This window comes from Arthrobacter crystallopoietes (assembly GCF_017603825.1).
In the GTDB taxonomy this organism is placed as follows: Bacteria; Actinomycetota; Actinomycetes; order Actinomycetales; family Micrococcaceae; genus Crystallibacter; species Crystallibacter crystallopoietes_B.
In genome coordinates this window covers 1,675,930-1,700,375 of sequence record NZ_CP072014.1, presented here as the reverse complement: position 1 = coordinate 1,700,375, position 24,446 = coordinate 1,675,930, and the positions used below count along the sequence as shown (strand labels likewise).

Annotated in this window: 20 protein-coding genes and 2 riboswitches; of the genes, 12 read left to right on the top strand and 8 right to left on the bottom strand. The window is 64.4% G+C overall.

The features are described from left to right. Positions 1-30 precede the first annotated feature (30 nt). Positions 31-216: a FitA-like ribbon-helix-helix domain-containing protein gene (locus tag J5251_RS07755; RefSeq protein ID WP_139006108.1), complete on the top strand. Its 186-nt coding sequence runs from the start codon at positions 31-33 to the stop codon at positions 214-216. Between the two features lie 77 nt (positions 217-293). On the opposite strand, the gene J5251_RS07750 is transcribed toward J5251_RS07755, so the two are convergent. Next, positions 294-1,604 carry an Nramp family divalent metal transporter gene (locus J5251_RS07750; RefSeq protein WP_139006107.1) on the bottom strand — a complete coding sequence of 437 codons (1,311 nt, stop codon included), beginning with the start codon at positions 1,602-1,604 and terminating at the stop codon, positions 294-296. A 371-nt stretch (positions 1,605-1,975) separates the two neighbouring features. Here J5251_RS07750 and J5251_RS07745 point away from each other — a divergent pair, with 371 nt between their 5' ends. The 4 genes from J5251_RS07745 to J5251_RS07730 are packed head-to-tail and all read left to right on the top strand — an operon-like array spanning position 1,976 to position 7,387. After that, complete coding sequence (locus tag J5251_RS07745; protein WP_208575652.1) at positions 1,976-3,550, top strand: pyridoxal phosphate-dependent decarboxylase family protein; 1,575 nt, start codon at positions 1,976-1,978, stop codon at positions 3,548-3,550. After that, positions 3,547-4,899, top strand: coding sequence for a lysine N(6)-hydroxylase/L-ornithine N(5)-oxygenase family protein (locus J5251_RS07740; RefSeq protein WP_208575651.1), 1,353 nt, complete (start codon positions 3,547-3,549; stop codon positions 4,897-4,899). Before J5251_RS07745 ends, J5251_RS07740 begins: the two co-directional genes overlap by 4 nt. After that, positions 4,896-5,429, top strand: coding sequence for a GNAT family N-acetyltransferase (locus J5251_RS07735; protein ID WP_139006104.1), 534 nt, complete (start codon positions 4,896-4,898; stop codon positions 5,427-5,429). Before J5251_RS07740 ends, J5251_RS07735 begins: the two co-directional genes overlap by 4 nt. Then, entirely contained in the window at positions 5,426-7,387 is a 1,962-nt protein-coding gene (locus J5251_RS07730; protein ID WP_208575650.1) for an IucA/IucC family protein, read from the top strand. The genes J5251_RS07735 and J5251_RS07730 overlap by 4 nt, the downstream gene beginning before the upstream one ends. Before the next feature lie 65 nt (positions 7,388-7,452). Here the strand turns inward: J5251_RS07730 and J5251_RS07725 are convergent, their stop codons facing one another. After that, positions 7,453-7,890, bottom strand: a complete 438-nt coding sequence (locus tag J5251_RS07725; RefSeq protein ID WP_139006102.1) for a hypothetical protein — start codon at positions 7,888-7,890, stop codon at positions 7,453-7,455. Between the two features lie 150 nt (positions 7,891-8,040). Between J5251_RS07725 and J5251_RS07720 the strand changes: the two genes are divergently transcribed. Beyond that, a complete protein-coding gene (locus J5251_RS07720; protein ID WP_208575649.1) occupies positions 8,041-9,213 on the top strand; it encodes a glucose-1-phosphate adenylyltransferase family protein in 1,173 nt (390 codons plus the stop codon). A 56-nt stretch (positions 9,214-9,269) separates the two neighbouring features. Beyond that, entirely contained in the window at positions 9,270-12,647 is a 3,378-nt protein-coding gene (locus J5251_RS07715; protein ID WP_208575648.1) for a DEAD/DEAH box helicase, read from the top strand. A gap of 9 nt (positions 12,648-12,656) precedes the next feature. On the opposite strand, the gene J5251_RS07710 is transcribed toward J5251_RS07715, so the two are convergent. From J5251_RS07710 to J5251_RS07700, 3 genes are all read right to left on the bottom strand, one after another. Continuing rightward, positions 12,657-13,073 carry a YchJ family protein gene (locus tag J5251_RS07710; RefSeq protein ID WP_244250842.1) on the bottom strand — a complete coding sequence of 139 codons (417 nt, stop codon included), beginning with the start codon at positions 13,071-13,073 and terminating at the stop codon, positions 12,657-12,659. Further along, on the bottom strand, positions 13,070-14,290 hold the full coding sequence (locus J5251_RS07705) for an amidohydrolase (RefSeq protein WP_208575646.1): 1,221 nt from the start codon (positions 14,288-14,290) through the stop codon (positions 13,070-13,072). The genes J5251_RS07710 and J5251_RS07705 overlap by 4 nt, the downstream gene beginning before the upstream one ends. A 68-nt stretch (positions 14,291-14,358) precedes the next feature. Then, positions 14,359-14,634: a hypothetical protein gene (locus tag J5251_RS07700; protein ID WP_208575645.1), complete on the bottom strand. Its 276-nt coding sequence runs from the start codon at positions 14,632-14,634 to the stop codon at positions 14,359-14,361. A gap of 114 nt (positions 14,635-14,748) precedes the next feature. Here J5251_RS07700 and J5251_RS07695 point away from each other — a divergent pair, with 114 nt between their 5' ends. The 3 genes from J5251_RS07695 (at position 14,749) to J5251_RS07685 (ending at position 18,127) form a co-directional block, all read left to right on the top strand. Then, complete coding sequence (locus J5251_RS07695) at positions 14,749-15,588, top strand: DMT family transporter (RefSeq protein ID WP_208575644.1); 840 nt, start codon at positions 14,749-14,751, stop codon at positions 15,586-15,588. A gap of 143 nt (positions 15,589-15,731) precedes the next feature. Next, entirely contained in the window at positions 15,732-16,790 is a 1,059-nt protein-coding gene (locus tag J5251_RS07690; protein ID WP_208575643.1) for an MBL fold metallo-hydrolase, read from the top strand. Next, entirely contained in the window at positions 16,787-18,127 is a 1,341-nt protein-coding gene (locus J5251_RS07685) for an MFS transporter (protein ID WP_208575642.1), read from the top strand. Before J5251_RS07690 ends, J5251_RS07685 begins: the two co-directional genes overlap by 4 nt. A gap of 75 nt (positions 18,128-18,202) precedes the next feature. On the opposite strand, the gene J5251_RS07680 is transcribed toward J5251_RS07685, so the two are convergent. From J5251_RS07680 to J5251_RS20465, 3 genes are read right to left on the bottom strand one after another with little or no spacing between them, the layout of a single operon-like run. Further along, positions 18,203-19,129 (bottom strand): LysR substrate-binding domain-containing protein, encoded by a 927-nt coding sequence (locus tag J5251_RS07680; RefSeq protein ID WP_139006093.1) that lies wholly within the window; start codon positions 19,127-19,129, stop codon positions 18,203-18,205. A 50-nt stretch (positions 19,130-19,179) separates the two neighbouring features. Then, positions 19,180-19,641 (bottom strand): PIN domain-containing protein, encoded by a 462-nt coding sequence (locus tag J5251_RS07675; RefSeq protein WP_139006092.1) that lies wholly within the window; start codon positions 19,639-19,641, stop codon positions 19,180-19,182. Then, entirely contained in the window at positions 19,638-19,763 is a 126-nt protein-coding gene (locus J5251_RS20465) for a hypothetical protein (RefSeq protein ID WP_276608399.1), read from the bottom strand. The genes J5251_RS07675 and J5251_RS20465 overlap by 4 nt, the downstream gene beginning before the upstream one ends. Before the next feature lie 67 nt (positions 19,764-19,830). Beyond that, a riboswitch (SAM riboswitch) is annotated at positions 19,831-19,953 on the bottom strand. 163 nt (positions 19,954-20,116) lie between these two features. After that, positions 20,117-20,284, top strand: a riboswitch (SAM riboswitch). A gap of 10 nt (positions 20,285-20,294) precedes the next feature. On the opposite strand from J5251_RS20465, the gene J5251_RS07670 reads away from it, so the two are divergent. Beyond that, the gene (locus J5251_RS07670) at positions 20,295-20,621 is read left to right on the top strand and encodes a hypothetical protein (RefSeq protein WP_279633610.1); all 327 of its coding nucleotides are present in this window, start codon (positions 20,295-20,297) and stop codon (positions 20,619-20,621) included. Positions 20,622-20,749: 128 nt separating this feature from the next. Continuing rightward, entirely contained in the window at positions 20,750-24,313 is a 3,564-nt protein-coding gene (locus J5251_RS07665; protein ID WP_139006090.1) for a TM0106 family RecB-like putative nuclease, read from the top strand. Positions 24,314-24,446: the final 133 nt, after the last annotated feature.

The following is a 24,446-nucleotide window of genomic DNA, read 5'->3' as shown; positions in this document are numbered from 1 at the left end:
TAGCATTGATGTCACACGGAAGGTGGCGTCATGGAGACACTGAGCATTCCCAACCTGAACGCGCGCACCATTGAAGGCCTCCGTGTGCTGGCCGCTTGCCACGGCCGCACACTGGAGACCGAGGCGCGAGCCATTCTTGAGCAGGCCGCCCGCGGACTGACCGAAGCGGACGAGTTCCTCGCCTCGATCGTCACCCACGACCAGCCGGCCCCTTAAAAGAACTTTGCCCTGCCGCACGTTGGAGTAGCGGCAGGGCAAAGTTCTTCTAGCTGGGTATGCATTTACCCGCGGGGTCAGCCGCCGAAAATCGGGGCGATGGCCTTGACCAGCTGCTGGACACCGAGGATCCCGAACAGCAGAGCACAGATGCCCAGGGCGATGTTGGTATGCAGCTTGTTCGACCATTCCTTCGGCACGCGCTTGCCGTTGAGCAGGCCCAGCAGGGTCAGGGCCAGGAACGGCATGAACAGCGAACCGAGTACACCGTAAGCCAGGATCAGGCCGATCGGCTTGCCCAGGATGAACAGCAGCATCGGCGGGAAGGTCAGCCAGAGCACGTAGAACTTGAAGTACTTGCCGCCCACTCGGGTATCCGGGTGGCCGGATTCCTTCTTGCGCATATGTCCCCAGAAATCGGCGAACATCAGGGAGACACCGTTCCACACGCCGATGATCGACGAGAACGATGCGGCCCAGAAACCGACCAGGAAGCCGGTGCCGACGACGTCGCCATAGCGCTCGTTGAGGACGCCGGCCAGTTCCAGCAGGCCTTCGTCGCCACCGCTGATGGAGACGCCGGCGGAGCGGACAACCTCTGCACCGACAATCAGCATGGCCAGGACGAAGATGCCGGTCATGATGTACGCAACCGAGTTGTCGATCCGCATGACGCGCATCCACTTGGGCGTGTACCAGCCCTTTTCACGCAGCCAGTAGCCATAGGCCGCCAGCGTGATGGTGCCGCCGACGCCGCCGGCGAGGGCCAGGGTGGACAGGAGTCCGCCTTCAGCCGGGATCGACGGGATCAGGCCCGTGAGCATTTCGGGGATGTTGGGAACCGCGATGACTGCCAGCCCCACAACGGTCACGAACATGATGCCGACCAGGGCAGCGGTGATCTTTTCGAAGGTGGCGTACTTGCCGAACCAGACCATCGCGAAACCGGCCAGGCCCATCAGGATCGCCCAGACCCAGAGCGGGAACACCGGGAACAAGGCAGCCAGCGGCAGGGCGGCCGAGGACATCGCGGTGGCGCCGTAGACGAAGCCCCAAATGATGATGTACGGCCCGAAGTACCAGGTGGTCCAGCGGCCCAGCGAGCGCCAGCCTTCGAAGATGGTCTTGCCGGTGGCCAGGGTGTAACGGCCTGCACCTTCAACCAGGACAATCTTCAGGATGACACCGACGATAACGGCCCAGAAGAGCTGGTAACCGAACTGGGAGCCTGCCACCAGGGTGGCCACCATGTCCGCGGCACCGACACCAGTCGCCGCAACGACGAGTCCGGGGCCAACAATTTTCCATTTGGCGGGCTTGCCGCCGTCGTCGTCAATCCGGTCGGCGTGGTTCACCGCTCCGGTTGGCGTGTTGCTGTCAGCTGACATCAGCCATTTTCCTATCCTTGGGGAGATTGGTCCCGGGCTCTGGCGGTATGCCGGCCATCACGGGGACCCGTGTATTGTTTCACAGCTTCCGACCGGACATTCAGTAATACGTGGCCGGCACGATGGCCGGCGCGATGGACGGGGCCATTTTGTCGGCAAGCGGATCGGCCCGCCCCACGGCTGCGTAACTTTGCGTGCGCGGATTCTCCACCAGCCGTGGCCTCGGCGGAAGGGACCGGGCGGAGATTCCACGTTTAAGTCGCAAGATTTCCTCACTGCCGACCAATTAGGGCACAAAAGTTTGACGCAAAGGGCAGCCTAAGTAAGGGTTACCTTTGTTCCTTTCCCCGGCTACCTCAGGGAGTCTGCTGATGACTTTGCTGCCCCAAACGGAAGAGCGGGCCGATTTCGGCTCGCGGATTGAACTGGCTCTCGGTGCCAGTAACCAGCTCTTCAACGCCCGCAATTCCCCGCGCTATGTGGCCGATGTCCTGCAGGCGGTCAATCTCGTCGCCACCAAGGTCTCCCGCGTCGACAGGCCCTTCACCGGAATCGCCCCGGCACAGCTGGCTCCTGTGGTGGACGCCGTTGACCTGGAAGCCCCGTTGGCGGACACTGCCGCTGCGCTGGAGGAGCTCGAAACCCTCTACCTCCGCGACGCCGTCTACTTCCATGACAGCCAGTACGCGGCCCACTTGAACTGCCCGGTGGTCATCCCCGCGCTCGTGGGTGAGGCCGTCCTCTCGGCGGTGAATTCCTCGCTGGACACCTGGGACCAGAGCGCCGGCGCCACACTGATGGAACGCCGGTTGATCGATTGGACTGCCGGCCGGTTGGGTCTGGGGCCGGCGGCGGACGGTGTGTTCACCAGCGGCGGCACGCAGTCCAACCTGCAGGCCCTGCTGATCGCCCGCAACCATGCCGTCAGCCGGCTTCGGCAGGATCAGGCCCTTGCCGCCGAGCGCCTGCCCGGCCTGCTGGACAGGCTGCGGATTTTCGCCTCCGGGGCCAGCCATTTCAGTATCGAAAAGTCCGCCTCGCTCCTGGGTCTAGGGTACGACGGCGTCATTCAGGTTCCGTGCGACGCTCACCAGCGGATGGACCCGGCTGCCCTGCGCGAGGCACTTGCGGGCAGCCGGGCCCGGGGCGAGTTCCCGCTGGCCATCGTCGCAACGGCAGGCACCACCGACTTTGGCAGCATCGATCCGCTCGCCGCCCTGTCAACGCTGGCGGAGGAGTTCGGCGCATGGCTCCACGTCGACGCGGCCTATGGCGGCGGGCTCATCACCTCCCTGCGGCACCGGCACTTGTTGGACGGGATCGGCGCAGCAGACTCGGTCACGGTGGATTACCACAAGACGTTCTTCCAGCCCGTCAGCTCCAGCGCAGTACTGGTACGCGACGGCGCCATGCTGGGGCACGTGGCCTACTACGCGGATTATCTGAACCCGCAGAGCACGGCAGGCAGCGTTTCCCTCAACCAGGTGGACAAGAGCATCCAGACCACCCGCCGCTTCGATGCCCTCAAGCTCTGGTTGACCCTGCGGATCATGGGGCCGGACGGTATCGGCGCCCTGCTGGATGAGTCGATCGATCTGGCCCGGCAGGCCGGCGAACTGCTGGCACGCGACCCGGACTTCGAGCTCGCTGCCCCGGCGCAGCTGAGCACCCTGGTCTTCCGCTACCTGCCGCAGGCTCCGGACGGCTTGGACAGCGTGGACGGCACCCGCGGTCTCGACGGAGAAACGGCAGACGCCCTCAACCTCCACATCCGCCAGGCCATCTTCGCTTCGGGCAAGGCTGTCATCGCCGGGACCAAGGTTGATGGCCGGCACTACCTGAAGTTCACCCTGCTCAACGCGGAGACCACGCTGGAAGACCTGCAGGAGATCCTCGCCCTGGTCCGGAGCATCGGAGCCGGCTACCTGGCGGGAGAGCGTGCATGAACACCAAAATCCACGACTTCATAGCCGTCGGCGTCGGGCCCTTCAACCTGGGCCTGGCCGCACTCACCGAACCGATTCCCGAGCTCGACGGCGTATTTCTGGATGCCCGCCCCGGCTTCGATTGGCATCCCGGCATGCTGCTCCAGGACGCCCATCTGCAGGTGCCGTTCCTGGCCGATCTGGTCACTCTCGCCGACCCCACGTCGTCGTACTCCTTCCTGAACTATCTGAAGGACAGCGGACGGCTGTATCCGTTCTACATCCGAGAAAACTTCTATCCCCTCCGCGCGGAATTCAACCAGTACTGCCAATGGGTGGCGGCCAAGCTGCCCAACGTCCGGTTCGGCGAGCGCGTGGTAAACGTCGGCTATGACGACGGCGTTTACGAAGTTCGCTCCCGCAACGCCCGCAGTGGCGATGAAACCGTCAGCCGCGCCCACCGGCTGGTGCTGGGAACCGGGACGGAGCCCTTTGTCCCGGAGTCCTGCCGTGACATCCTTGCCTCCGGCGGAACCGCGCTGCACAACTCGCAGTATGTGGAGCGGAAACGCGAACTGCAGGACAGCGCCAGCATCACCATTGTCGGCAGTGGCCAGAGCGCCGCGGAACTGTATTACGACCTCCTGCAGGACATCGATACCTGTGGCTACGAGGTGAACTGGGTTACGCGCTCAGGCCGGTTCTTCCCGCTCGAGTACAGCAAGCTGACCCTGGAAATGACATCGCCGGACTACGTCGACTACTTCCACGCCCTGCCGCCGGAGACCCGGCAGGGTCTGAATGCCAACCAGCACAATCTGTACAAAGGCATCGACGGCGCCCTGGTCAACGACATCTACGACTTGCTCTATACCAAGAGCCTGACGGGTCCCGTGCGCACCCGACTGCTGACCAATGCCTCGTTGGAAGCTGCGGAGTACAACCCGGCAACCGGACTCCACACGCTGGAACTGCACCACGTCGAACAGGGACGAAGATTCACAGTGGATAGCGCCGCCGTCGTTCTTGGCACTGGCTACACGTACCGGGAGCCGGATTTCCTGGCCGGCATCACCCACCGGATCCGGCGGGATGGGCAGGGCAGGTTCGATGTGGACCGCGGCTACGGCATCGGCGTCGGGTCCGGCGAAATTTTCGTGCAGAACGCGGAACTGCATACGCACGGGTTCGTAACACCGGACCTGGGCATGGCCGCGTACCGCAATTCCTGCATCATCCGCGAGATGCTCGGCTGGGAGTACTACCCGGTGGAGCGGCGCATCGCGTTCCAGGAGTTCGGCGTTCCCCCGGCCGAGGCGTCCGGCGTTCAGCCTGCGGCCGCACCGGTAGCGGCCGAGGTGGCACTGTGAACTTCACCTTTGAGCCCGTTGATCCCGTCCTGCACGCACCCCTCCTCCACAGCTGGGTCACGCAGGAATACGCACGCTTCTGGGACATGCTGGATGCCACGGTCAGCGACGTCGCCAACGAGCACTCCAGGATTGCCGCCGACCCGCACCACGAGGCGTGGCTAGGGTACGACGGCGGTGTCCCCGTCTTCCTGCTCGAATGCTACGAACCGCTGCACTCGCCCTTGGCGGGCCGCTACAACGTGCTGCCGGGCGACGTCGGGATGCATCTGCTGGTCGGGCCGCCGGAAGTTCCGCGCACCGGCTACACCGCAGCCGTCTTCCGCAGCGTTATGGAGTTCCTCTTCGAGCGGCCCGGGACCGAACGGGTGGTGGTCGAGCCGGACGTGCGAAATGCCAAGATCCTCGCGCTCAACGCCCGCATGGGTTTCCGGCCGGACCGGGTCCTCACCCTGCCGGACAAGGACGCCCTGCTCAGTTTCTGCAGCCACGAACAATTCAGCCAAGCCATCGAAGGAGTCCGATCATGACTACCGCAGCCGATTCCCGCCACGCTCCCCTGCCAACCCACGACGTCCCAGCCCACGACGCCGCCTTCCACCCCGGTGCCTGGCGGAACGTCACCACACCCGAGACCACAGCTGGCGAACCTGTCCATCTGACGCCCGCACGCTGGGCGGCGGCGAACCGCCATCTGGTCCGGAAAGCCCTGGCCGAGTTCTCGCATGAGCGGATCTTCACGCCCGAACCCCGCGGCGGCGGCGCCTACCGGCTGGTCTCCGACGACGGGCGGGTGCAGTATCTCTTCGCCGCCGAACTGCTGGAGCTGGACCACTGGCTGATCCCCGCTGCCAGCATCCACCGCGTGATCGATGGAGCGGAGCGGCCCCTCGATGCCCTCGACTTCATCACGGAGTTCCGCCGGACCCTCGGCATCAACGAGGCCATGCTCCCGGTCTATCTGGAGGAGATCAGCAGCACGCTCTCCGGACACGCCTACAAGAATTCCGGGCAGGCCGCGGATCCCCTCGCGGATACTGCGGAGGATCCGGCCACTCGTCCGGCCGCCCCGGCTTCCACGGCGCTGGCTCAGGGCGTCACGCGCGGGGCAGATCCCGCCGCCGACTTCCAGACCATCGAGCGGTCCATGTCCGAGGGGCACCCCTGTTTCGTCGCGAACAACGGCCGGCTCGGTTTCGGCCTGCAGGACTATCTCGCGTACGCGCCGGAGACCGGCAGCAGCGTCCGCCTGGTGTGGATTGCGGTGCACCAAAACCACGCGGCGTTCCACGCGATCAACGGACTGGGCTACCGGGAGCACATGGAGGCCGAGCTCGGTGCGGCCGCCCTGGCCGTCTACGACGCCGAGCTGACCTCGCGTGGCCTGCTGCCGGAGGACTACCTGTTGATGCCGGTCCATCCCTGGCAGTGGGAGAACAAGCTGACGGTCACCTTCGCCGCCGAGATCGCCCGGCAGCACATCGTCTACCTGGGGCCCGGCGAGGATCTGTACCAGGCGCAGCAGTCAATCCGTACGTTCTTCAACCGGACTACCGGCACCAAGTGCTACGTCAAAACGGCGCTGTCGGTCCTGAACATGGGCTTCATGCGCGGGCTCTCACCCGACTATATGGAGAGCACGCCGGCCATCAACGACTGGGTCTACCGCCTTGTCGAGTCCGACGGAACTCTGCAGGACCAAGGCTTCAGCATTCTGCGCGAAACCGCTGCCATCGGCTACCGCAACCGCTATTTCGAGGCCGGCTCGCCCGCCGGTTCCGGACACCGCAAAATGCTTTCGGCCCTGTGGCGGGAAAGCCCGATGCCTTCGCTGGCACCGGGAGAACAGTTGGCCACCATGGCATCGCTGCTGCACGTGGATGCGGACGGCCAGCCGATGGCCGCCGCCTTGATACGCCGCTCGGGCCTGTCGGCGGCAGCCTGGCTGACGCGCTACCTGCGGGCGTACCTGGTCCCCGTCCTGCACTGCTTCTACCGCTACGAACTGGTCTTCATGCCGCATGGCGAAAACCTGATCCTGGTGCTGCAGGACGGCGTACCGGTGCGCGCCATCATGAAGGACATTGGCGAAGAGATCGTGCTGCTGGGCGACTCGGTTCACGTACCGGCCGAGGCTGCGCGCATTCGGGTCGAGGTGCCGGAGCAGGACAAAGTGCTCTCCATTTTCACCGACGTCTTCGATTGCTTCTTCCGTTTCCTCGCCGCGGTCCTGCACGAGCACGGCGAACTGGACCAGCTTCAGTTCTGGCGCACCGTCGCCGCCGTCGTGAATGAATACCAGGAGGAGCATCCCGAGCTGGCGGATGCCTTCGCCCGGCACGATCTTTTCGCGCCGCAGTTCACGCTTTCCTGCCTGAACCGGCTGCAGCTGCGCAACAACCAGCAGATGCTGGATCTGGCTGATCCATCCGGCAGCCTGCAGTTGCAGGGAACGCTGGTTAACCCGCTGGCCCGCTCCCGGCCGTAAAGAACGCAAGCACGCAGCAGCCGTCCCTCCGGCGCCCCATCCGGAAGGACGGCTGCTGCCTGCCGTTACTCGCTGGAAGAGGTGTCCGTGGTCAGACCGCGGTCGTCCGGTTCCTCCCGGTCCTTTTCCGCCGCCGGTCCCGTGGGTTCGCCGGCCGCGGGGACTTCGACGGATTCCGGATCGGCTGATGCGTCCTCGGCGGAGGCCTGCTCGGGCACGCCGAGGTCCGGCGAACGTTCCTCGTGCGCCACCGGGGCGGGCCGCCCGTCGTTCAGGTCATCGGTGCCGCTCTCGGAAGAGCTGCTGCTGCCCGAGCCGCTGCTACGGTCAGAACCGCTGTCCGAATGCCCGGTGTCCTCGGGAGCGGCCTCCGGGGTTTCTTCCGGTTCGAAGGTGCTGGCCTCTCCCCCGGCGCCCATGCCCACGCCGTCCTGTGTGTTGGGGATGGTCCCCTCCGGCTCGGTCGTCCGATCCTCTTGCGGATTGCTGGCGTCAGTGCTCATTGACCTTCTCCTTCTCATCCTCGGGCGGCGTTCCCAGGCTGCGTTACAGTGCCTGCGGCCGGTGTTTTCCACGCTAACAGTGCTTGTCGCCAAAGGTAAGGCTCCGCCGTCGTTCGCACGGCGAAGCGCGGCAGTCAGTAGGCTTGGAAGATGAAACGACCGAGTATCCTGGCAATCATTCTCGCCGGCGGAGCGGGCGGCCGTTTGGGCGTGCTGACGGACCAGCGGTCCAAACCCTCGGTCCCGTTCGGCAGCCACTACCGCTTGATCGACATCCCGCTGTCCAACCTGAAGCACAGCCATATTTCGGACGTCTGGATTGTGGAGCAGTACCTGCCCTATTCGCTGAACGACCACATCGCCAACGGCCGGCCCTGGGATCTTGACCGCACCCACGGCGGCCTGCAAATCCTGCCGCCGTACCAGGGCGCGGACGGTGAGGGTTTCGCCGAAGGCAACGCGGATGCGCTCTACCGGCAGGCCAAGCTGATCCGCGATTTCAATCCAGATCTGGTCCTGGTCCTCAGCGCCGACCATCTGTACCGGCTGGATTTCCGTGACGTGGTCGATACGCACCTTCAGGCCGAAGCCGCAATGACCATGGTCACCACAGAGATCGACGGCGATACCTCCCGTTACGGCGTGGTCCAGGCTGACGGCGGCCGGGTCACCGGATTCGACTACAAGCCGGAGGAACCGCAGGGCAAGCTGGTGGCCGCGGAGGTCTTCCTCTACGACGCCGAGGTCCTGCTCGACACCATGGATCTGCTCGCCGACTCGGAGGCCGGGCTAAAGGACTACGGGGACAGCCTAGTCCCGTATCTGGTGGAAAAGGCTGCAGTGGCCGAGCACCGGCTGGACGGGTACTGGCGTGACCTCGGTACGGTGCCCAGCTACTGGGAAGCGCACATGGAACTGCTCGACGGCGGCGGATTCAACCTGCATGATCCGGGGTGGCCCGTCCTGACCGCCAGCCCGCAGCTGATGCCCGCGTACATTGCCGCCGGCGCGCGGATCGAGGACAGCCTGATCGCGGCGGGAGCTACGGTTCACGGGACTGTGCAGCGCAGCGTCATCGGCCCCGGTACCGTCGTGGAAGAAGGCGCCGTCGTTGCGGATTCCGTCCTCCTGCACAACGTCCGGGTGGGACCGGATGCCCGGCTGGTCCGGGTCATCGCCGACGATAGCGTCGTCGTCGGCCGCAATTCAAAGATCGGCGACGACGGCGGCATCACCGTTCTCGGCGCCGGAAACCAGGTCCCGGCGGACCGGCTGGTTGCCGCGGGAACGGAACTCGAACCGGACAGTGGCACCAGCAAGTAGGTGAGGTGCTGCTGCGGCTGTGAGCCCAGCGCGAACCGGGCCACAGCCTGTCGGCCGTGCGTGACAAGATGGAAGACGTGCCCCAACTTTCTTTTCCGCAGGTGGATGCCGGCGAGATCATCCGCCATGTCGGCGGTGCCGCCTTCGCCCGCGGCAAGGCTTACTCCTCGGGCAACACCGTGGAGGATCTGACCTGGGATCCGGACACCGGCGTGCTGCAGAGCAGAGTCAACGGCACCGCTGCGGTTCCGTACCGCTGCCGGGTCCAGCTCAAGAAGAAGCACGACGGCGGTTACAGCCTGCTCGATAATTCCTGCAGCTGCCCGGTGGGTTACGACTGCAAACACGTGGCGGCGACCCTGCTGTACGGCAACCTGATGAATCTGCGCGCGAGCGAGGAATTCAAGCTGTCCGCTGAATCCACTCCATTTGCCGGTTACGGTGCATCGGCTTCTCCGGCGATTCCGCAGTGGCAGCAGGCGCTGGACTCGTTGCTGGCAACGGGACCGCAGTCCACCCCGAAGCGCGCTGCCAGCAGCATCGGCCGCAAGACACGCAGCCGCCTGATGCCGCTGGGGCTGCAGTTCGAAGTGCGGGACCAGACCTTGCAGGCGCACCAGCAATGGCGGCCCGGATCGGGTGTGAGCCATAGCGGCCGCGTGCCTACCAACCGGATCCAGCTCGGCGTACGCCCGGTGGTCCGGAACGACAAGGACCGCTGGGTCAGGAACAATCTGCGCTGGAATTCCATCAGTTTCAAGACCTTCGGAATGAGTCTGGATCCCGAGCAGCACCGCTGGTTTTCGCAATTCGTGCCGCTCCACCGCGCCAGCGGCCAGCTGCATTTCGGCGAAGACAATGACTGGCTGTACCTGGATGAGTTCAGCAGCCCGCTGCTGTGGCAATTACTTGACGAGGCCAAGCGCCTTGGCATTGCCATGCTCGGCGCCAAGGCGGACACCGCGGTCATCATCGGCCGGCACGCCGAGCTCCGTCTGGACGCCCGGGCGCCTGAGTCGGGCCTGACCCTGGAGCCCTCGCTCTACATCGACGGGACGCCGCAGCCGCTGGAAATGGCCGGTGCCATCGGCAACCACGGAGCGTACAGCTACGACAACGTGCTACGCCAAATCACGCTGGCTCCCACTCGAAAGCAGTTGACTGCCGGCGAGCAGCAGCTGCTGCAGCGGCCTGCCGCCGTCGCCGTTCCTGAGCAGGATGTCCCGCAGTTCCTCGAACAGGTCTATCCCCGGCTGCAGCGCACCATTAGCGTCACCAGCAGCGACGCCTCCGTGGAGCTGCCCGAAATCCTGCCGCCTACGCTTGTCCTTACGGCGACCTACGGCAAAGCGAACAGCCTGAAGCTGGAATGGGCCTTCGAATACGGCCGGAAAGAGTCGGCGGCCCGCAAGCCGCTCGAAGCAGAACCGCAGGAAACCGGCTACCGGGACGCGGAAGCCGAAGCCGAGTTGAAGGCTGCCGTCCGCAAAGTCCTGCACGTTGAGCACATTCCGGCCGAAACCACGGTTAAGGACATGGGCGCCGTGGATTTCACGCAGGAGACGATTCCCAGGCTGGAAAAGATCGACGGCGTGCGCGTGGACGTCATCGGCGAGCAGCCTGACTATCGCGAGCTCACCGAGACGCCGGAACTGACCATCAGTACCGTGGAAACCGAGCAGACCGACTGGTTCGATCTGGGTGTCATGGTCACGGTGGCCGGCCGCAAGATCCCCTTCGGCGACATCTTCAAGGCACTGTCCAAGGGGCAGAAGAAGCTCCTGCTGGTGGACAAAACCTACCTGTCACTGGAACAGCCCGTGTTCGACAAGCTGCGCGAACTGGTGGATGAGGCTATGGCCTTGCAGGACCGGGGCAGCGGCGAACTGCAGATCAGCCGGTACCAGGCCGGGCTGTGGGCCGAGTTCGAGGAGCTCGCCGAGGACACGGAGCAGGCGCAGGCCTGGCAGCAGTCGGTCAGCGGGCTGCTGAAGCTGGACAAGGTGGAGCCCACGCCCCTGCCGGCCGGGCTGCACGCGGAACTGCGTCCCTACCAGGCCGAGGGGTTTAACTGGCTGGCCTTCCTGTGGCGGTATCGCCTCGGCGGAGTGCTCGCCGACGACATGGGCCTGGGCAAGACGCTGCAGGCTTTGGCGCTGATGCTTCACGCTAAGGAAACCGCAACAAACGACGTCGGCCCCTTCCTCGTCGTCGCCCCCACCTCCGTGGTACCCAACTGGGTGACCGAAGCCCGCCGGTTCGCTCCCGGCCTGCGCGTCACCTCGATCACCGATACCCAGGCGCGAACCCGCCTCCCGCTGTCCGAAACGGTGGCAGAGGCCGACGTCGTTATCACTTCCTACACAATTTTCCGACTGAACGCGGAGGACTACCAGGAGCAGAAGTGGGCCGGGTTGATCCTCGACGAGGCACAGTTCGTGAAGAACCGCACCACCAAGGCTCACCAAGCTGCCCGCCACCTGCAGACACCGTTCAAGCTGGCCATCACCGGTACACCCATGGAAAACAATCTGATGGAGCTGTGGTCGATCTTCGCGATTACGGCCCCGGGACTGTTCCCCTCGGCGCTGAAATTTGCGGACACGTACCAGCGGCCCATCGAACGCAGCGGCAGCACCGAACTGCTGGCCAGATTACGACGGCGGATCCGGCCGCTGATGATGCGGCGCACCAAGGAGGCGGTCGCCTCGGACCTGCCGCCGAAGCAGGAACAGGTCCTCGAGGTTGAGCTCAGCGCCAAGCACCGGAAGATTTACGACACCCACCTGCAGCGCGAGCGGCAAAAGATCATGCGCCTGGTGGACAACATGGACAAGAACCGGTTCACCATCTTCCAGTCGCTGACGCTGCTGCGCATGCTCAGCCTGGATGCTTCGCTGATCCACGATGACTACGCCGCCGTGCCGTCAAGCAAACTGGATGTCCTCTTCGAGCAACTCGAGGACGTGCTGGCGGAAGGCCACCGGGCACTGATTTTCAGCCAGTTCACCAGCTTCCTCAAGAAAGCAGCCGAACGCCTCGATGTCGAGGGCGTCGAATACACCTACTTGGACGGCTCCACCCGCCGCCGGGCCGAGGTGATCAACCGCTTCAAGGAAGGGCATGCGCCAGTCTTCCTGATCAGCCTCAAGGCCGGCGGTTTCGGCCTGAACCTGACGGAAGCGGACTACTGCTTCCTGCTGGATCCCTGGTGGAACCCCGCCAGCGAGGCGCAGGCGGTGGACCGGACGCACCGGATCGGGCAGACCAAGAATGTGATGGTCTACCGAATGGTCGCCAAAAACACCATCGAGGAGAAGGTCATGGCCCTGAAGGAAGGCAAGTCCAAGCTCTTCTCGTCCGTGATGGACGACGACGCCATGTTCTCATCTAAACTCACCGCCGACGACATCCGCGGGTTGCTCGAGAGCTAAGAGCTCCGCCTACTCGAGCGACAATGCCTCGCGGTACACCCAGCTGCCGCCGTCGTCGCGCACAAACGTACTGACCTCGTGATGCTCGTGGTCAGCGCCGTCCTGCCGGAAACGGGCCGTAAATTCGACCGTGCCCATTTTGTCCTGCGGGCCGCCCTTTCGAGTACCGAGGATCTGTAGTCCCGTCCACTTCTGTTTCGGATCCAGTTCCACCGCGGTGGGCCGGGTCTCGCTGTACCAGGTTTGCAGAAGGTAGTCCTCGGCGCCGACCGCGAAAGCTGAATAGCGGGACCGCATAAGTTCCTCCGCGGTGCCCGCCGCAGCGTCACCTCGATGGAACCGGCCGCAGCATTCGGCATACTCCTGCCCGCTCTGGCAAGGGCAAAGTGCTGAGCTGTCGTCGATGGATGAGGCAGTAGATTTCACCTGCCCATTATCAGCCATTCGCGTGCCGCAGCGACCAGCGCATCAATCCCGAGGCCGAGGGTCGGCCGGATGAGCGGAGCGAAATGCGGCGAGTGATTCGACGGAATGTCCTCGGGCAGCCTGCCGGTAGATGCCAAGGCCTCGGCCAGTGACGGGTCGGCACCACCGAGAAACCAGAAAACAAGCGGCGCTCCGGCAGCAGTGGCGAGCACTCCGACGTCTTCGCTCCCGGAGATCGGGCCGGGATCAATGATCTGTTGGCCGAAAACGTTGCCCAGTGCCCCCGTCGTTCGACGGGTTGCCTGTTCGTCGTTGCGGGTCAGTGGAAAGTGCTCGTCGTAGCTGATCAGCGGGTCCTTGACGGCACCCGATACCGATGCTTCACCTCGTACGATCCGCTCAATGGCATTCACCATCTTCGTCCGGACCGGTTCATCGAAGGTGCGCAGGCTGATTCCCAGGGTGGCTTCCGCGGGGATGATGTTGTTCTTGGTTCCGGCGTGGAACTGTCCAACAGTCAGAACCGCCGAATCGCCGGCCGCCAGCTCCCGCGAAACAATCCCTTGGAGCCGCATGGTTGTCGCAGCCGCCATGACCACCGGGTCGACGGTTGTTTCCGGCCTGGAACCGTGGCCGCCGGCTCCGAACATCGTGATGTTGATCGAATCCGCCGATGCCATGGCGACGCCCGGCCTGATGCCGATCCAACCCGCGGGAAATGGTGCTACGTGCTGGCCGAGAACTACATCCGGTCGGGGAACAAGATCGAAGAGGCCGGCGTCGACCATAGCTTGGGCCCCACCGCCCGACTCTTCCGCCGGTTGGAAAACCGCGATGACCGTTCCTTGCCAGTTTGCGCGCTCGTCCACGAGCCTTTCCAAGGCCCCGAGGAGACAGGCGACGTGGACGTCGTGGCCGCAGGCATGCATGACCGGTACATCCTTGCCGTCCTGATCGACGCCACGGGCAGTGCTGGCGTAGTCCAGTCCTGTTGCCTCTGCTACGGGCAGGCCATCCATGTCCGCCCGCAGCAGCACGGTTCCACCCGGACCGTTGGTAATGATGCCGGCAACACCGGTGACGCCGATGCCGGGGTGCACGGTGAACCCTAGGGCACGAAGGTGCTCAGCCACGATCCCGGCGGTCCGGTGTTCCTGGAAGGAAAGCTCGGGGTGTGCATGCAGATCCCGGTACAGCTGCTCAACGTCTATGCCCATACTGCAGTGTAGGAATAAAGGATGATCCGCGGTAGAGGATAGGAACCCGCCCCATTTTCACCGACTTTTCAAGAACGACGGCGCCGTCCGGTTTGGTAGCCGGACCAGAAGGTCAGTAGCAGCAGGCCCAGACCTGCCAGGGCCAGGCCCAACTGGTCCAAGCCGGTCAGCAACAACAGGCTGCCGCCGCCGGTCAGGGTCTCCTCAGCCAGCGGCGCATAGGCGAACCAGCCGAACGATTCGGTTCCGGCAACTACGAGCATCAACGCGACACCGGCAACGATGAGCAGCACCGCGGCAATCGGCGCGCCAATCCGCACTCTCCGTCCCATGCCCTTGGTCATATGCCCACACAATCATGCTCCCGCTGATCAGTCGATGCCCCCTGGAACCGTTGCCACGGGCAGCTGCTGATGGTTGCATGAGGCATGCAGTATTCGGCATGGACAGCCTGAGCCGTGGCAATTCTGTTCGCCCTTGGTTCGGCGTTCTTTTACGGCGTCGCGGACTTTGTGGGCGGTTTGTTGTCGAGACGGGCTGATCCAACAACGATCGCCCTGATCGGCCAGCTGGGCGCCCTGCTGCTCAGCCTGGCTGCCGCTCTATTCTTCCCGGCACCGTCCGTCGAGCTGGCGGACCTGACCTGGGGTGCGGTGTCCGGCATCGGGACGGGCATGGGCATGATGTTCCTCTACCGCGGCCTCAGCCGCGGCAGCATGAGCGTCGTCGTTCCTTTCGTAGCAGTCGGCGGCACCGCCCTTCCCGTCCTCATTGGCGTCACGGTCCTGGGTGACCGCCCCACCGTTCCAGCCTGGCTGGGCATCGCTTTGGCCATCCCGGCACTGTGGCTGATCTCGGTCATCAAGAACGGTCCACAAGGTCCACGAGCGGCCGGCACGCTCGACGCCCTGTTCTCCAGCATTGGCATCGCCGTGCAGTACATCGCCCTGGCGCAGGCCGGGGCAGAAGCAGGACTGTGGCCGATTGTTGCCGGTCGCGTCGCCGCTGCCTTGGCCATCCTTCCCCTCGCCCAGCCGTCGGCCGCCAAGCTGCGCGGTATCGGGGCGCGGATTGTCCTGGCTGCCGCACTGACTGGAGGCATGGCCGCGCTGGCCCTGACGCTTTACATGCTCGCGGCCCGGTTGCAGTTGATGAGCATCGCGGTGGTGCTGTCTTCCCTCTATCCGGTGCTTCCAGTGGTCCTGGGCATCACCGTACTCAGGGAGCGGCTGACCGCCCGCCAGCTGGTCGGGCTGGTCAGCGCCGGAGTGGCCGTCGGCCTCATCACCATGGCCTAGCCGGCCTCGTCGCTTTCGGCTACCTCGGCAATCACATAAGCAAAACTATTTTAGATCTCCGGTTTAAACAGTTTTACAGGTCATTGCGGATACCGGATTATCGATAGGAAGTGATAGGCGACACACACAAGGAGTTTTGCAACATGACCGGTACCGATCTGACGCCACGCGTCGTCACCCTGGGCACTGCCGGCGGTCCACGCTGGTGGACCGGCGAGAATGCCGGGAAGCGCTCGGGGATCGCCACCGCCATCGTTGTTGGCGACAGCACTTACCTGGTGGACGCCGGGCACGGCGTGGGACGCCAGCTCATGCTCGCCGGGCTTTCGGTCAACTCGCTGCGCGGGATCTTTATCACCCACCTGCATTCGGACCACACGATCGATCTGGGCAGCCTGGCCATTTTCGGCATGTTCACGCTGAAGGACAACCAGCACCAGATCAAGATCATGGGCCCCGGCGACCGCGGCGAGCTTCCCCCGGTTTCCGCCCGTGCCGCCGTCGCACCTCCGCCGGTCTTCCCGGAGAACCCGACGCCCGGCACCAAGGCAATGTTCACCCATCTGATGGCCGCCTACGCCACGGACCTGAACGACCGCATTCTGGACGCACTGCGGCCTTCCCCCTTCGACTACTTTGTGCCGGAGGACATCCAAATCCCGACGTCGAGTGGTTACCACCCGAACGAAAATCCGACACCCGCCATGGAGGGTTTCGAGATCTACCGGGACGAAAACGTCACGGTGACGGCCACGCTGGTGAAGCATCCGCCGATCGCGCCCGCCTTCGCCTTCCGGTTCGACACCGCGCACGGCTCCGTCACCATCTCCGGCGACACCGCACCGTGCGAGAACGTGGTCCGCCTCGCAGCGGACACTGATCTGCTGCTCCACGAGGCCATCGATTTTGACTGGGTGCAGCGCGCCTATGGCTCGGCCGCGAATTCCACCGGCCAGGCATCCATCGACCACCACAAGAAATCGCACACCAGTGCCGCTGAAGCAGTCGCACTGGCCAACCGCGCAGGGGCAAAAGCCTTGGCCCTGCATCATTTAGTACCAGGCACCACTCCCGTGTCCGTGTGGGAAAGCGCGGGCGCCGACTTCGACGGCCGCTTCTACGTCCCGAACGATCTGGACGTTATTCCCTTCGGTACTGACTCCACTGACCGTATTCTGGAAGAAATGGCTACTGTCCAATGAGTGCTAATACCGTGACTCCCCCGCAGCCCCAGGCATCCTCCATCTCGGAGAGCCTGAATACGAAGCAGATGCGCCGCATCCTGGCCTCCAGCTTCATCGGCAGCGCCATCGAGTTCTACGACTTTATTCTGTACGCGATGGCAGCGTCCATCGTCTTCAACCAGGTGTTCTTCGCGAACGTCTCCCCCGCCGTCGGGCTCTTCATGTCCTTCGGCACCCTCGCTGTGGGCTACGTTGCCCGTCCGCTGGGCGGAGCGATCTTCGGCCACTTCGGCGACCGGATCGGCCGCAAGACCGTACTGATCGTGTCGATGACCCTGATGGGTGCGGGCACCACGCTCATCGGCCTGCTGCCCACCACGGCGCAGATCGGCATGGCGGCGCCCATCCTGCTGGTAGTACTGCGGCTTGTCCAGGGACTCGCCGTCGGCGGTGAATGGGGCGGAGCCATGCTGGTTGCCCTCGAGCACGCGCCGGCAAAGCGCCGCGGTTTCGCCGCCAGCTTCGCCAATATGGGCGGCCCCGCCGGTGCGGTGCTGGCAACGCTGACCGTTTCGGCCTTCTCCACCCTGCCCGAGGAAGCATTCATGAGCTGGGGCTGGCGGATCCCGTTCCTGCTGAGCCTCGTGCTGATCGCCGTGGGCCTGGTCATCCGGCTCAAGGTTGCCGAAACGCCGCTGTTCCTGGAACTCGAAGCCACCGCCGAAAAGAAGAAGATCCCGTTTGTAGAGGTCGTCACCAAGTACCCGAAGAACCTGGTGCTGGGTGTGCTGGCCGGCATGAGCTCCTACACGGTGCAGGGCCTGATGACGGTGTGGGCCGTCTCCTACATCATCGAGGCCGGCGTGGACACTACCTCGGTCCTCAACATCAAGGCCGTCGGCGCCACCCTGACCATCGTGGCCATCTGGTTCGCGTCCCGCCTGAGCGATAAGTACGGCCGCAAGCCGGTCATGCTGGCCGGTATGATCGCCGGAGCGGTCCTGGCCTACCCGATCCTGTGGCTGCTGCAGACCGACACTTTGTGGGGCTTCGCCATCGGCCTGTTCCTGGCCAACGGCATCATCCAAGGTGTCATCTTCGGACCGTTCGGCGCCTTCGTGGCCGAGCTCTTCCCGACCCGCATGCGTTACACGGGCGCCTCGCTGACGTACCAGTCTTCCTCCACCCTGGGCGCTGGCTTCACACCGATGATCGCCTCCGGCCTGGTCCTCATCGCCGGCGGGGAGCTGTGGCTGGTCGGCTTGGTCTGGCTCCTGTCCTTCGTCGTGGCGGCCGTCTGCGTGCTCGCCACCAAGGAAGGCAAGAACATGGACCTCAGCGGTGAAATGAAATAGTAGTACGACGACGGTGCCGGTTCCTGCGGGAGCCGGCACCGCTTGGTTTAAGCACTGTTTCGGTTCAGCCGCGCGTCAGTCCTGCCGCCCTGCCGCCCCGTTGCCGGCCTCGACGCTCTGGGCACAATAATCCATCAGCGCGGTCAAGCGCCGGCTTAACCGTTGGCGCCCCGGGTAGGCGAAACAGATGTCGCTGTGGCCGATGTGCCCATCGATGGGAACGCAGACCAGCGGCAAGCCTTCGTAGCTGACATCGAGCGGAGGCCGCTGGACCAGGACCGTATAGCCCAGTCCGCGGGCCACCATCCCGCGCACCGCTTCAAAGCTGGTCGACCGCCAGGCGATTTTCGGATCCAGCCCGGCGTCGCGCAGGTTCGGCAGCTGGTTGTCACGCACCGAGGGGATGTCCAGCAGTACCATGTCGTCCTCGGCGAGCTCCGGCAGGGCGATCTTCCCGCGGCCGGCCAACCGGTGCTCCGCGCCCAGCAGGATGTAGGGCCGGCCCTCCTTGATCACGCGCATTTCCGCGCCGCCGGTGACATGCCGCGTGTGCGTCAATACGGCATCGAGCCTACCCTCGAGCATCTGCAGCTGCAGCTCATCGGCCGCGCCTTCGGTGATCGTGAGCTCCAGCTTGGGATTCGGCGCCGCGAAACCCGCCGTCATCAACGGTACCCAGAACGCCGACAGCGTGGTGTAGCAGCCGATCGCCAGCGGTCCGGCCAGCTCCCCATGCCGCTCCTCGATCCGGGCCTGGATCTCCTCGGCTTCGCGCAGAAGTACCTGCGCGTCCTTAAGGAAGCCCCGCCCGGCAGTGGTCAGGGTAATACCTTTCGCCTTCCGCCGGACGATGAGCTGGGTCCCGACGGCCTTTTCCAGTTCGTTAATGGCCAGCGACATTCCTGCCTGCGACACATGGCAGGCTTGTGCGGCGCCGCTGATGGAGCCGGATTCAGCGACTGCCACGTAGTACTGGATCTGCCGCAAGGTGTACCGGAACATAAGGAAAGCCTATCCATTTCCGCCCGCTTCCACGGTTCCCCTGGCACGCGCTACCCGGGCTTATGGTCCGGAGCCGTGGTCTGCGCCACGGCGTACCGGCCCACTTGCCACGGGTCGATGGCCGGCACGGCAAGTTTGCTGTAGCCGGCGACGTTACGGGAGACGACGGTCAGGCAGTACCGGATCGCCGTAGCCGCGATGAGCGACTCCACCGCCGGAACATCCGGGCGGCTGGACATCGGCCCCCAGACCGTCGCGACCTTCAGGTCCACCGGCAGGATGAAGCCTTCAAAACGCTTAGTCAGCTCCGCAAGCCAGCGGCCGTCGTCGTTGTTTGACGCGGTTTCCTGCTGGGCATGCGCGGCACGCAGTTCCCCAACGGTCAGCGCGGAGATGAAGATGCGCAGGTGTCGTCGCTGCTGCAGGAAATCGACGACGGCGGCGTGCGGCTCGGCGCTACGCACCTCCGTCACCACGTCCGTATCGAGCAGCAGACCGGCTTGCTCCCTCACGAGCCCGTGTTGATCGCGCTGGCGGCGGCAGACCGGGCGGCGGCAGCGCGGCCGGTGCGGAGGAGGAAATCGACAAAATCCTCCCGGGCGGCTGCTACCTGCTCGTAGTCATTGAGGCTCATTACGCGCAGATCCTGGCGCACAGGGGAAATACTGATCATGAAAAACGGTGCCGGGCACCGGTCCTTTCGCGTGCTCTTGCCCGCACCATCTGCCAACGGCGAATGCAGGCCGCTTCGTCATCCGAACCACCCATAGAGCGTGGGGTTGGTATGCGGCCAAGTCGGAGCTTAGCGACCGCAGTTCCTGAAGCTGTTGAGAGTATGCCACGGGTTTGGCGTCGCGTCACGCACTGTTGTTCATGCTGTGTAACAGGACGAGAACCAGCGACTCGGAGCGACATTTAGCCCTATCCGAATATTTACCTGTGGGCAATCGTTTGGCTATCTGCGTCCGTGACCATATAGTAGGAGTGCTTCACGAGATGTGACGGGCAACACAGTCGGCTAGCCGGCGGTGTTGCAAAGGCTCCGACCGGTCACGCACCAACCCCATGTTCGCGGGTGGTTCGGATGACGAAGCGGCCTGCATATTCGCAGAACGACGAGGTTCTAAGGGGGACCCGTGCGGGCAAGAACTATCGAGAGAACGAAATGATGAATACATACTCAACAGAACACCACCGCAATCACACCGACCAGGCCGCGGGCCTTCCGGACGAAAGTATCTTTGACGAATGGGTGGATGTCCGGATCCACATTGAAGCCGAGCTCAGCCTGGTGCAGTTCTGCCAGCAGGGCGTACAGAAGATGTTCTACTCAGAGGACATCGACGCTGTACAAAAGGCCGCTCTGGACTCCGACGGCACCGCACAGTGGTGCGAGAAGTACGCGAAACTGCTCATTCCCAGCACCCGCAGCGGCGCGGGCAACCGCTTCTTTTCACTTGTGCGGATGGAAATGGACCCAGCGGACAGGTAACCGCCGCAGCATCGTCATAAATTGTCAGACCGGGCTGGTAGAAGTTAATTACGTCTATCAACACCGCGGACGCCGGAATTCCCCTCAGGGATTCCGGCGCCGGCGGCACCGTCAGCCCGGGAGGCCTTGTGTTCCTGCTTGAATCAGAATCAGCCGGCGCGGAACCGCAACTGGTCTTCACCGCCAGCGACCTGGTGGTGGCTGCCGGCTGTGAGTACCAGTTGCTGCGGAAGCTGGACGAGAAGCTGGGCCGCATGCCCAAAGCCGCCTTCGCTCCGGACGAGATGCTGGAGCGCACGGCGGTGCTCGGCGATGTCCATGAGCACCGGGTTCTGCAGGAATTCAAGGACCGCTTCGGGGCCGGCGTTGTGGAGATTGCCGAAACCACTGGATACACCCGCCCGGAACTCACCGCCAAGCATGCCGAATCCATTGCCGCCTTGGAGACCGGGGCAGATGTCGTGTTCCAGGCATCCTTTTTTGACGGCAGCTTCCATGGGCGCTCGGATTTCCTCGTTAAGGAGAACGACGGCGGGACGTTGCGTTACGCGGTGTATGACACCAAGCTGGCCCGCCATGCCAAGGTGACCGCCCTGCTGCAGCTTGCCGCCTACGGCGACCAACTCGCCAAGGCTGGAATCATGCCCTCCCCCACGGTCACGCTGGTGCTCGGTAACGGCGTGCACAGCAACCACAGTCTCACGGACATCCTCCCCGCCTTCAAGGAGCGCCGGGCCCGGTTCCTGGCCATTACCGGCCAGCATCGCGCGCAGCCGGATCCCGCGGCCTGGAATGACGAACGCTACACCGCCTGCGGCCGCTGCAATTACTGCGCCGAGCAGGTCAAACTGCACCGGGACCTGCTGCTGGTTTCGCACATGAGCACCGCGCGCCGGCGCCAGCTGATGGCAGACGGGATCCGCACCATCGATGACTTCGCCTCCATGCCGCTGCCGGCGGGCGAAGGTTCCGGCGGAACGTTGGCCAGGCTGCGGGACCAGGCGCGTATGCAGACCGGCGCTCAAGAGCCGGACGGATCGGTCGAGTTCACGGACAAAGACGGCGAACCCCATAAGGTCGCCTACCGCGTGCTGGAGCAAAACGCGCTGGCAGCGCTCCCCCGCCCCAGTGAGGGTGACATCTTCTTCGACTTCGAGGGGGATCCGCTATGGCAGGATGCCACCGGTACGTGGGGCCTCGAGTACCTTTTCGGCGTGGTGGAGAACCCTGTCTCCCCGCGGGACAAGCCGCCGTTTCTGCCCTTCTGGGCGCACAGCCGCGCGGAGGAAGGCCAAGCCCTGGTTAACTTCCTGGACTACGTCGCGCGGCGGCGCGAACGGTATCCGGACCTGCACATTTATCACTATGCCAACTATGAAAAGGCGGCCCTGCGCCGGCTGTCGCTGCAGCATGTTGTGGGCGAGGACGCCGTGGATGGGCTGCTGCGCGAAGGCGTGCTGGTTGACCTCTACGACACGGTGCGCAACAGTCTGCGGATCTCGGAGAACTCCTACAGCATCAAGAAGCTCGAGCCGCTATATATGGGCGACAACCTGCGCAGCGGTGACGTGACGGACGCCGGGGCCTCGGTGGTGGCTTATGCCCACTACTGCGCGGCACGCGATGCCGGCCGGGCCGACGAGGCGGCGAAGATTCTCGCCGGAATCAGCGACTACAACGAATACGACTGCGTCTCCACCCTTGAGCTGCGCAACTGGCTGCTCAAGCTGGCGGCCGAACGGGGCATCCAGCCCGGCTCGACCGCCGATGGCGCTGCGTCAGTCGAAGGCGGGAAAGCACCTGAGGCTCCGGAGGAGCCCTCCCAGGACGAACAACGGCTGCTGGACCACGTGGCCGCCGCCGCGGACAAGGCCGCACATACAGGCGAGCCGTTGTCCGACGATGACCAGGCCATCGCCATGGTTGCCGCGGCGGTCGGTTACCACCGGCGCGAGGACAAGCAGTTCTGGTGGAGCCACTTCGACCGGCTGAACGCGCCGGTACCGGACTGGGCAGACACGAGGGACGTGTTCATCGTGCAGGACGCAGAGGTTGTTGAGGAGTGGGCCGTACCGCCGGGAAAGCGGAATCCCGTCCGCGTGCTCCGGCTGACCGGATCGTTGGCCCCCGGCTCGACCATCAAGGAAGGCACCTCGCTGTGCCGGCTCTACGACCGGCCGTTTCCGGACTTCGTGCAGGCCAGGGACACCGGCGTCGACCAGCGCAGCTACTGCTTCGAAACGCAGGTCATCGAGTTGGATGCGGCCGGCGACAAGGATGTCCTGCTGGTCCAGGAGCGGCTGCCTTCCAAGGCGGATCCGTATGACCAGCTGCCGATGGCGCTGTCGCCGAACCAGCCGCCGGCCACCACGTCGCTGAAGCAGGCACTGGCTGACCTTGCCGGATTCGTAAGCAGCGGATTGCCGCAGCTGCCGCCGCATCCGGCACTCGATCTGCTCCGCCGTGTTCCGCCTCGACTGCACAACCTGGCGTCGCTGCCGGTCGTCGAACAGGAGCCGGACGGCTACATCGACGCGATCACCACCGCTGTCCAGGCATTGGACCGTTCCTATCTGGCTGTCCAAGGTCCGCCCGGCTCCGGCAAAACGCATATTGGCGCCCATGTTATCGGCCGACTGGTGGCGCAGGGCTGGAAGGTTGGCGTGGTCGGACAGTCCCATGCTGTCGTGGAAAACATGATGAAGGCCGCGGTGGAGAAGGGTAGCGTCCCGCTGGAGCGGGTGGCCAAGAAGCTCAATGGGGAAAACGTCCCATGGCGGAACCGCACGGATGCCGAGGTGGAACGGCTGCTCACGGAACCGGGTGGGGCGCTGGTCGGCGGCACAGCCTGGACGATGACCGGCAGCAAAGTTCCGCCAAGGTCACTGGATCTGCTGGTTATCGACGAAGCCGGACAGTTTTCGCTGGCCAATACCCTGGCCGTCTCCCGCGCCACCCGGCGCCTGCTCCTGCTGGGAGATCCGCAGCAGTTGCCGCAGGTTACCCAGGCCACCCATCCGGAACCGGTGGATACGTCCGCTCTGGGCTGGCTGTCGGCCGGGCACGCCACGCTGCCGCCGGAGCTGGGATATTTCCTCGCGCTGACGTGGCGGATGCACCCGGCTTTGTGTACCGCAGTCTCGCGGCTCGCCTATGAGGGCCGCCTGCACAGCGCACCGGCTGCGGACGGACGCCAACTTCAGGGCGTGCCAGCGGGAGTGGAATGTGTCCTGCTGGAGCATCAGGGAAATTCGACCTCGTCGGCCGAGGAAGCCGCTGAAGTTCTCCGGCAGGTGCAGCGCCACCTCGGTCTGCACTGGACGGACGGCGGCACAACCCGGCCGCTGGCGCCGGCGGACATTCTGGTGGTGGCGCCCTATAACGCCCAGGTACAGCTGATCCGGCACCAGCTTCAGTCAGCCGGACTGGGCGCTGTCAGGGTGGGAACCGTGGACAAGTTCCAGGGCCAGGAGGCTCCGGTCGTGATCGTGTCGACGGCAGTATCGGCACCGTCAGAAGCGCCGCGCGGAATGGAGTTCGTCCTCAACCGCAATCGGACCAACGTAGCTGTTTCCCGCGGGCAGTGGCGGGCGGTCATCGTCCGTTCCCGGGAGCTGACCAGTTATCTCCCGAGTAAGCCGGAGGGACTTGAAGAGCTGGGCGCTTTCATTGGACTGTGCCTGCCGGACTGAGCCCTGGGCGGCCAGGCAGCGGTCGACGCGGCTCATGCCGGCGCCGTACCACAGGGCTTGCGAGTCGTTCACCCACTAACAGACGAACCATGGGGTGTCCGCCGCATCGCACGCTCCACCGCGTCCACAATTT

Bases quoted from the DNA above. Each gene is read 5' to 3' on its own strand.
- J5251_RS07740 (WP_208575651.1), top strand. From the start codon at position 3,547: ATGAACACCAAAATCCACGACTTCATAGCCGTCGGCGTCGGGCCCTTC.
- J5251_RS07685 (WP_208575642.1), top strand. From the start codon at position 16,787: ATGAGTGCTAATACCGTGACTCCCCCGCAGCCCCAGGCATCCTCCATC.
- J5251_RS07700 (WP_208575645.1), bottom strand. From the start codon at position 14,634: ATGACCAAGGGCATGGGACGGAGAGTGCGGATTGGCGCGCCGATTGCC.
- J5251_RS07720 (WP_208575649.1), top strand. From the start codon at position 8,041: ATGAAACGACCGAGTATCCTGGCAATCATTCTCGCCGGCGGAGCGGGC.
- J5251_RS07680 (WP_139006093.1), bottom strand. From the start codon at position 19,129: ATGTTCCGGTACACCTTGCGGCAGATCCAGTACTACGTGGCAGTCGCT.
- J5251_RS07670 (WP_279633610.1), top strand. From the start codon at position 20,295: ATGATGAATACATACTCAACAGAACACCACCGCAATCACACCGACCAG.
- J5251_RS07690 (WP_208575643.1), top strand. From the start codon at position 15,732: ATGACCGGTACCGATCTGACGCCACGCGTCGTCACCCTGGGCACTGCC.
- J5251_RS07730 (WP_208575650.1), top strand. From the start codon at position 5,426: ATGACTACCGCAGCCGATTCCCGCCACGCTCCCCTGCCAACCCACGAC.
- J5251_RS07755 (WP_139006108.1), top strand. From the start codon at position 31: ATGGAGACACTGAGCATTCCCAACCTGAACGCGCGCACCATTGAAGGC.
- J5251_RS07745 (WP_208575652.1), top strand. From the start codon at position 1,976: ATGACTTTGCTGCCCCAAACGGAAGAGCGGGCCGATTTCGGCTCGCGG.
- J5251_RS07725 (WP_139006102.1), bottom strand. From the start codon at position 7,890: ATGAGCACTGACGCCAGCAATCCGCAAGAGGATCGGACGACCGAGCCG.
- J5251_RS07750 (WP_139006107.1), bottom strand. From the start codon at position 1,604: ATGTCAGCTGACAGCAACACGCCAACCGGAGCGGTGAACCACGCCGAC.
- J5251_RS20465 (WP_276608399.1), bottom strand. From the start codon at position 19,763: ATGAGCCTCAATGACTACGAGCAGGTAGCAGCCGCCCGGGAGGATTTT.
- J5251_RS07705 (WP_208575646.1), bottom strand. From the start codon at position 14,290: ATGGGCATAGACGTTGAGCAGCTGTACCGGGATCTGCATGCACACCCC.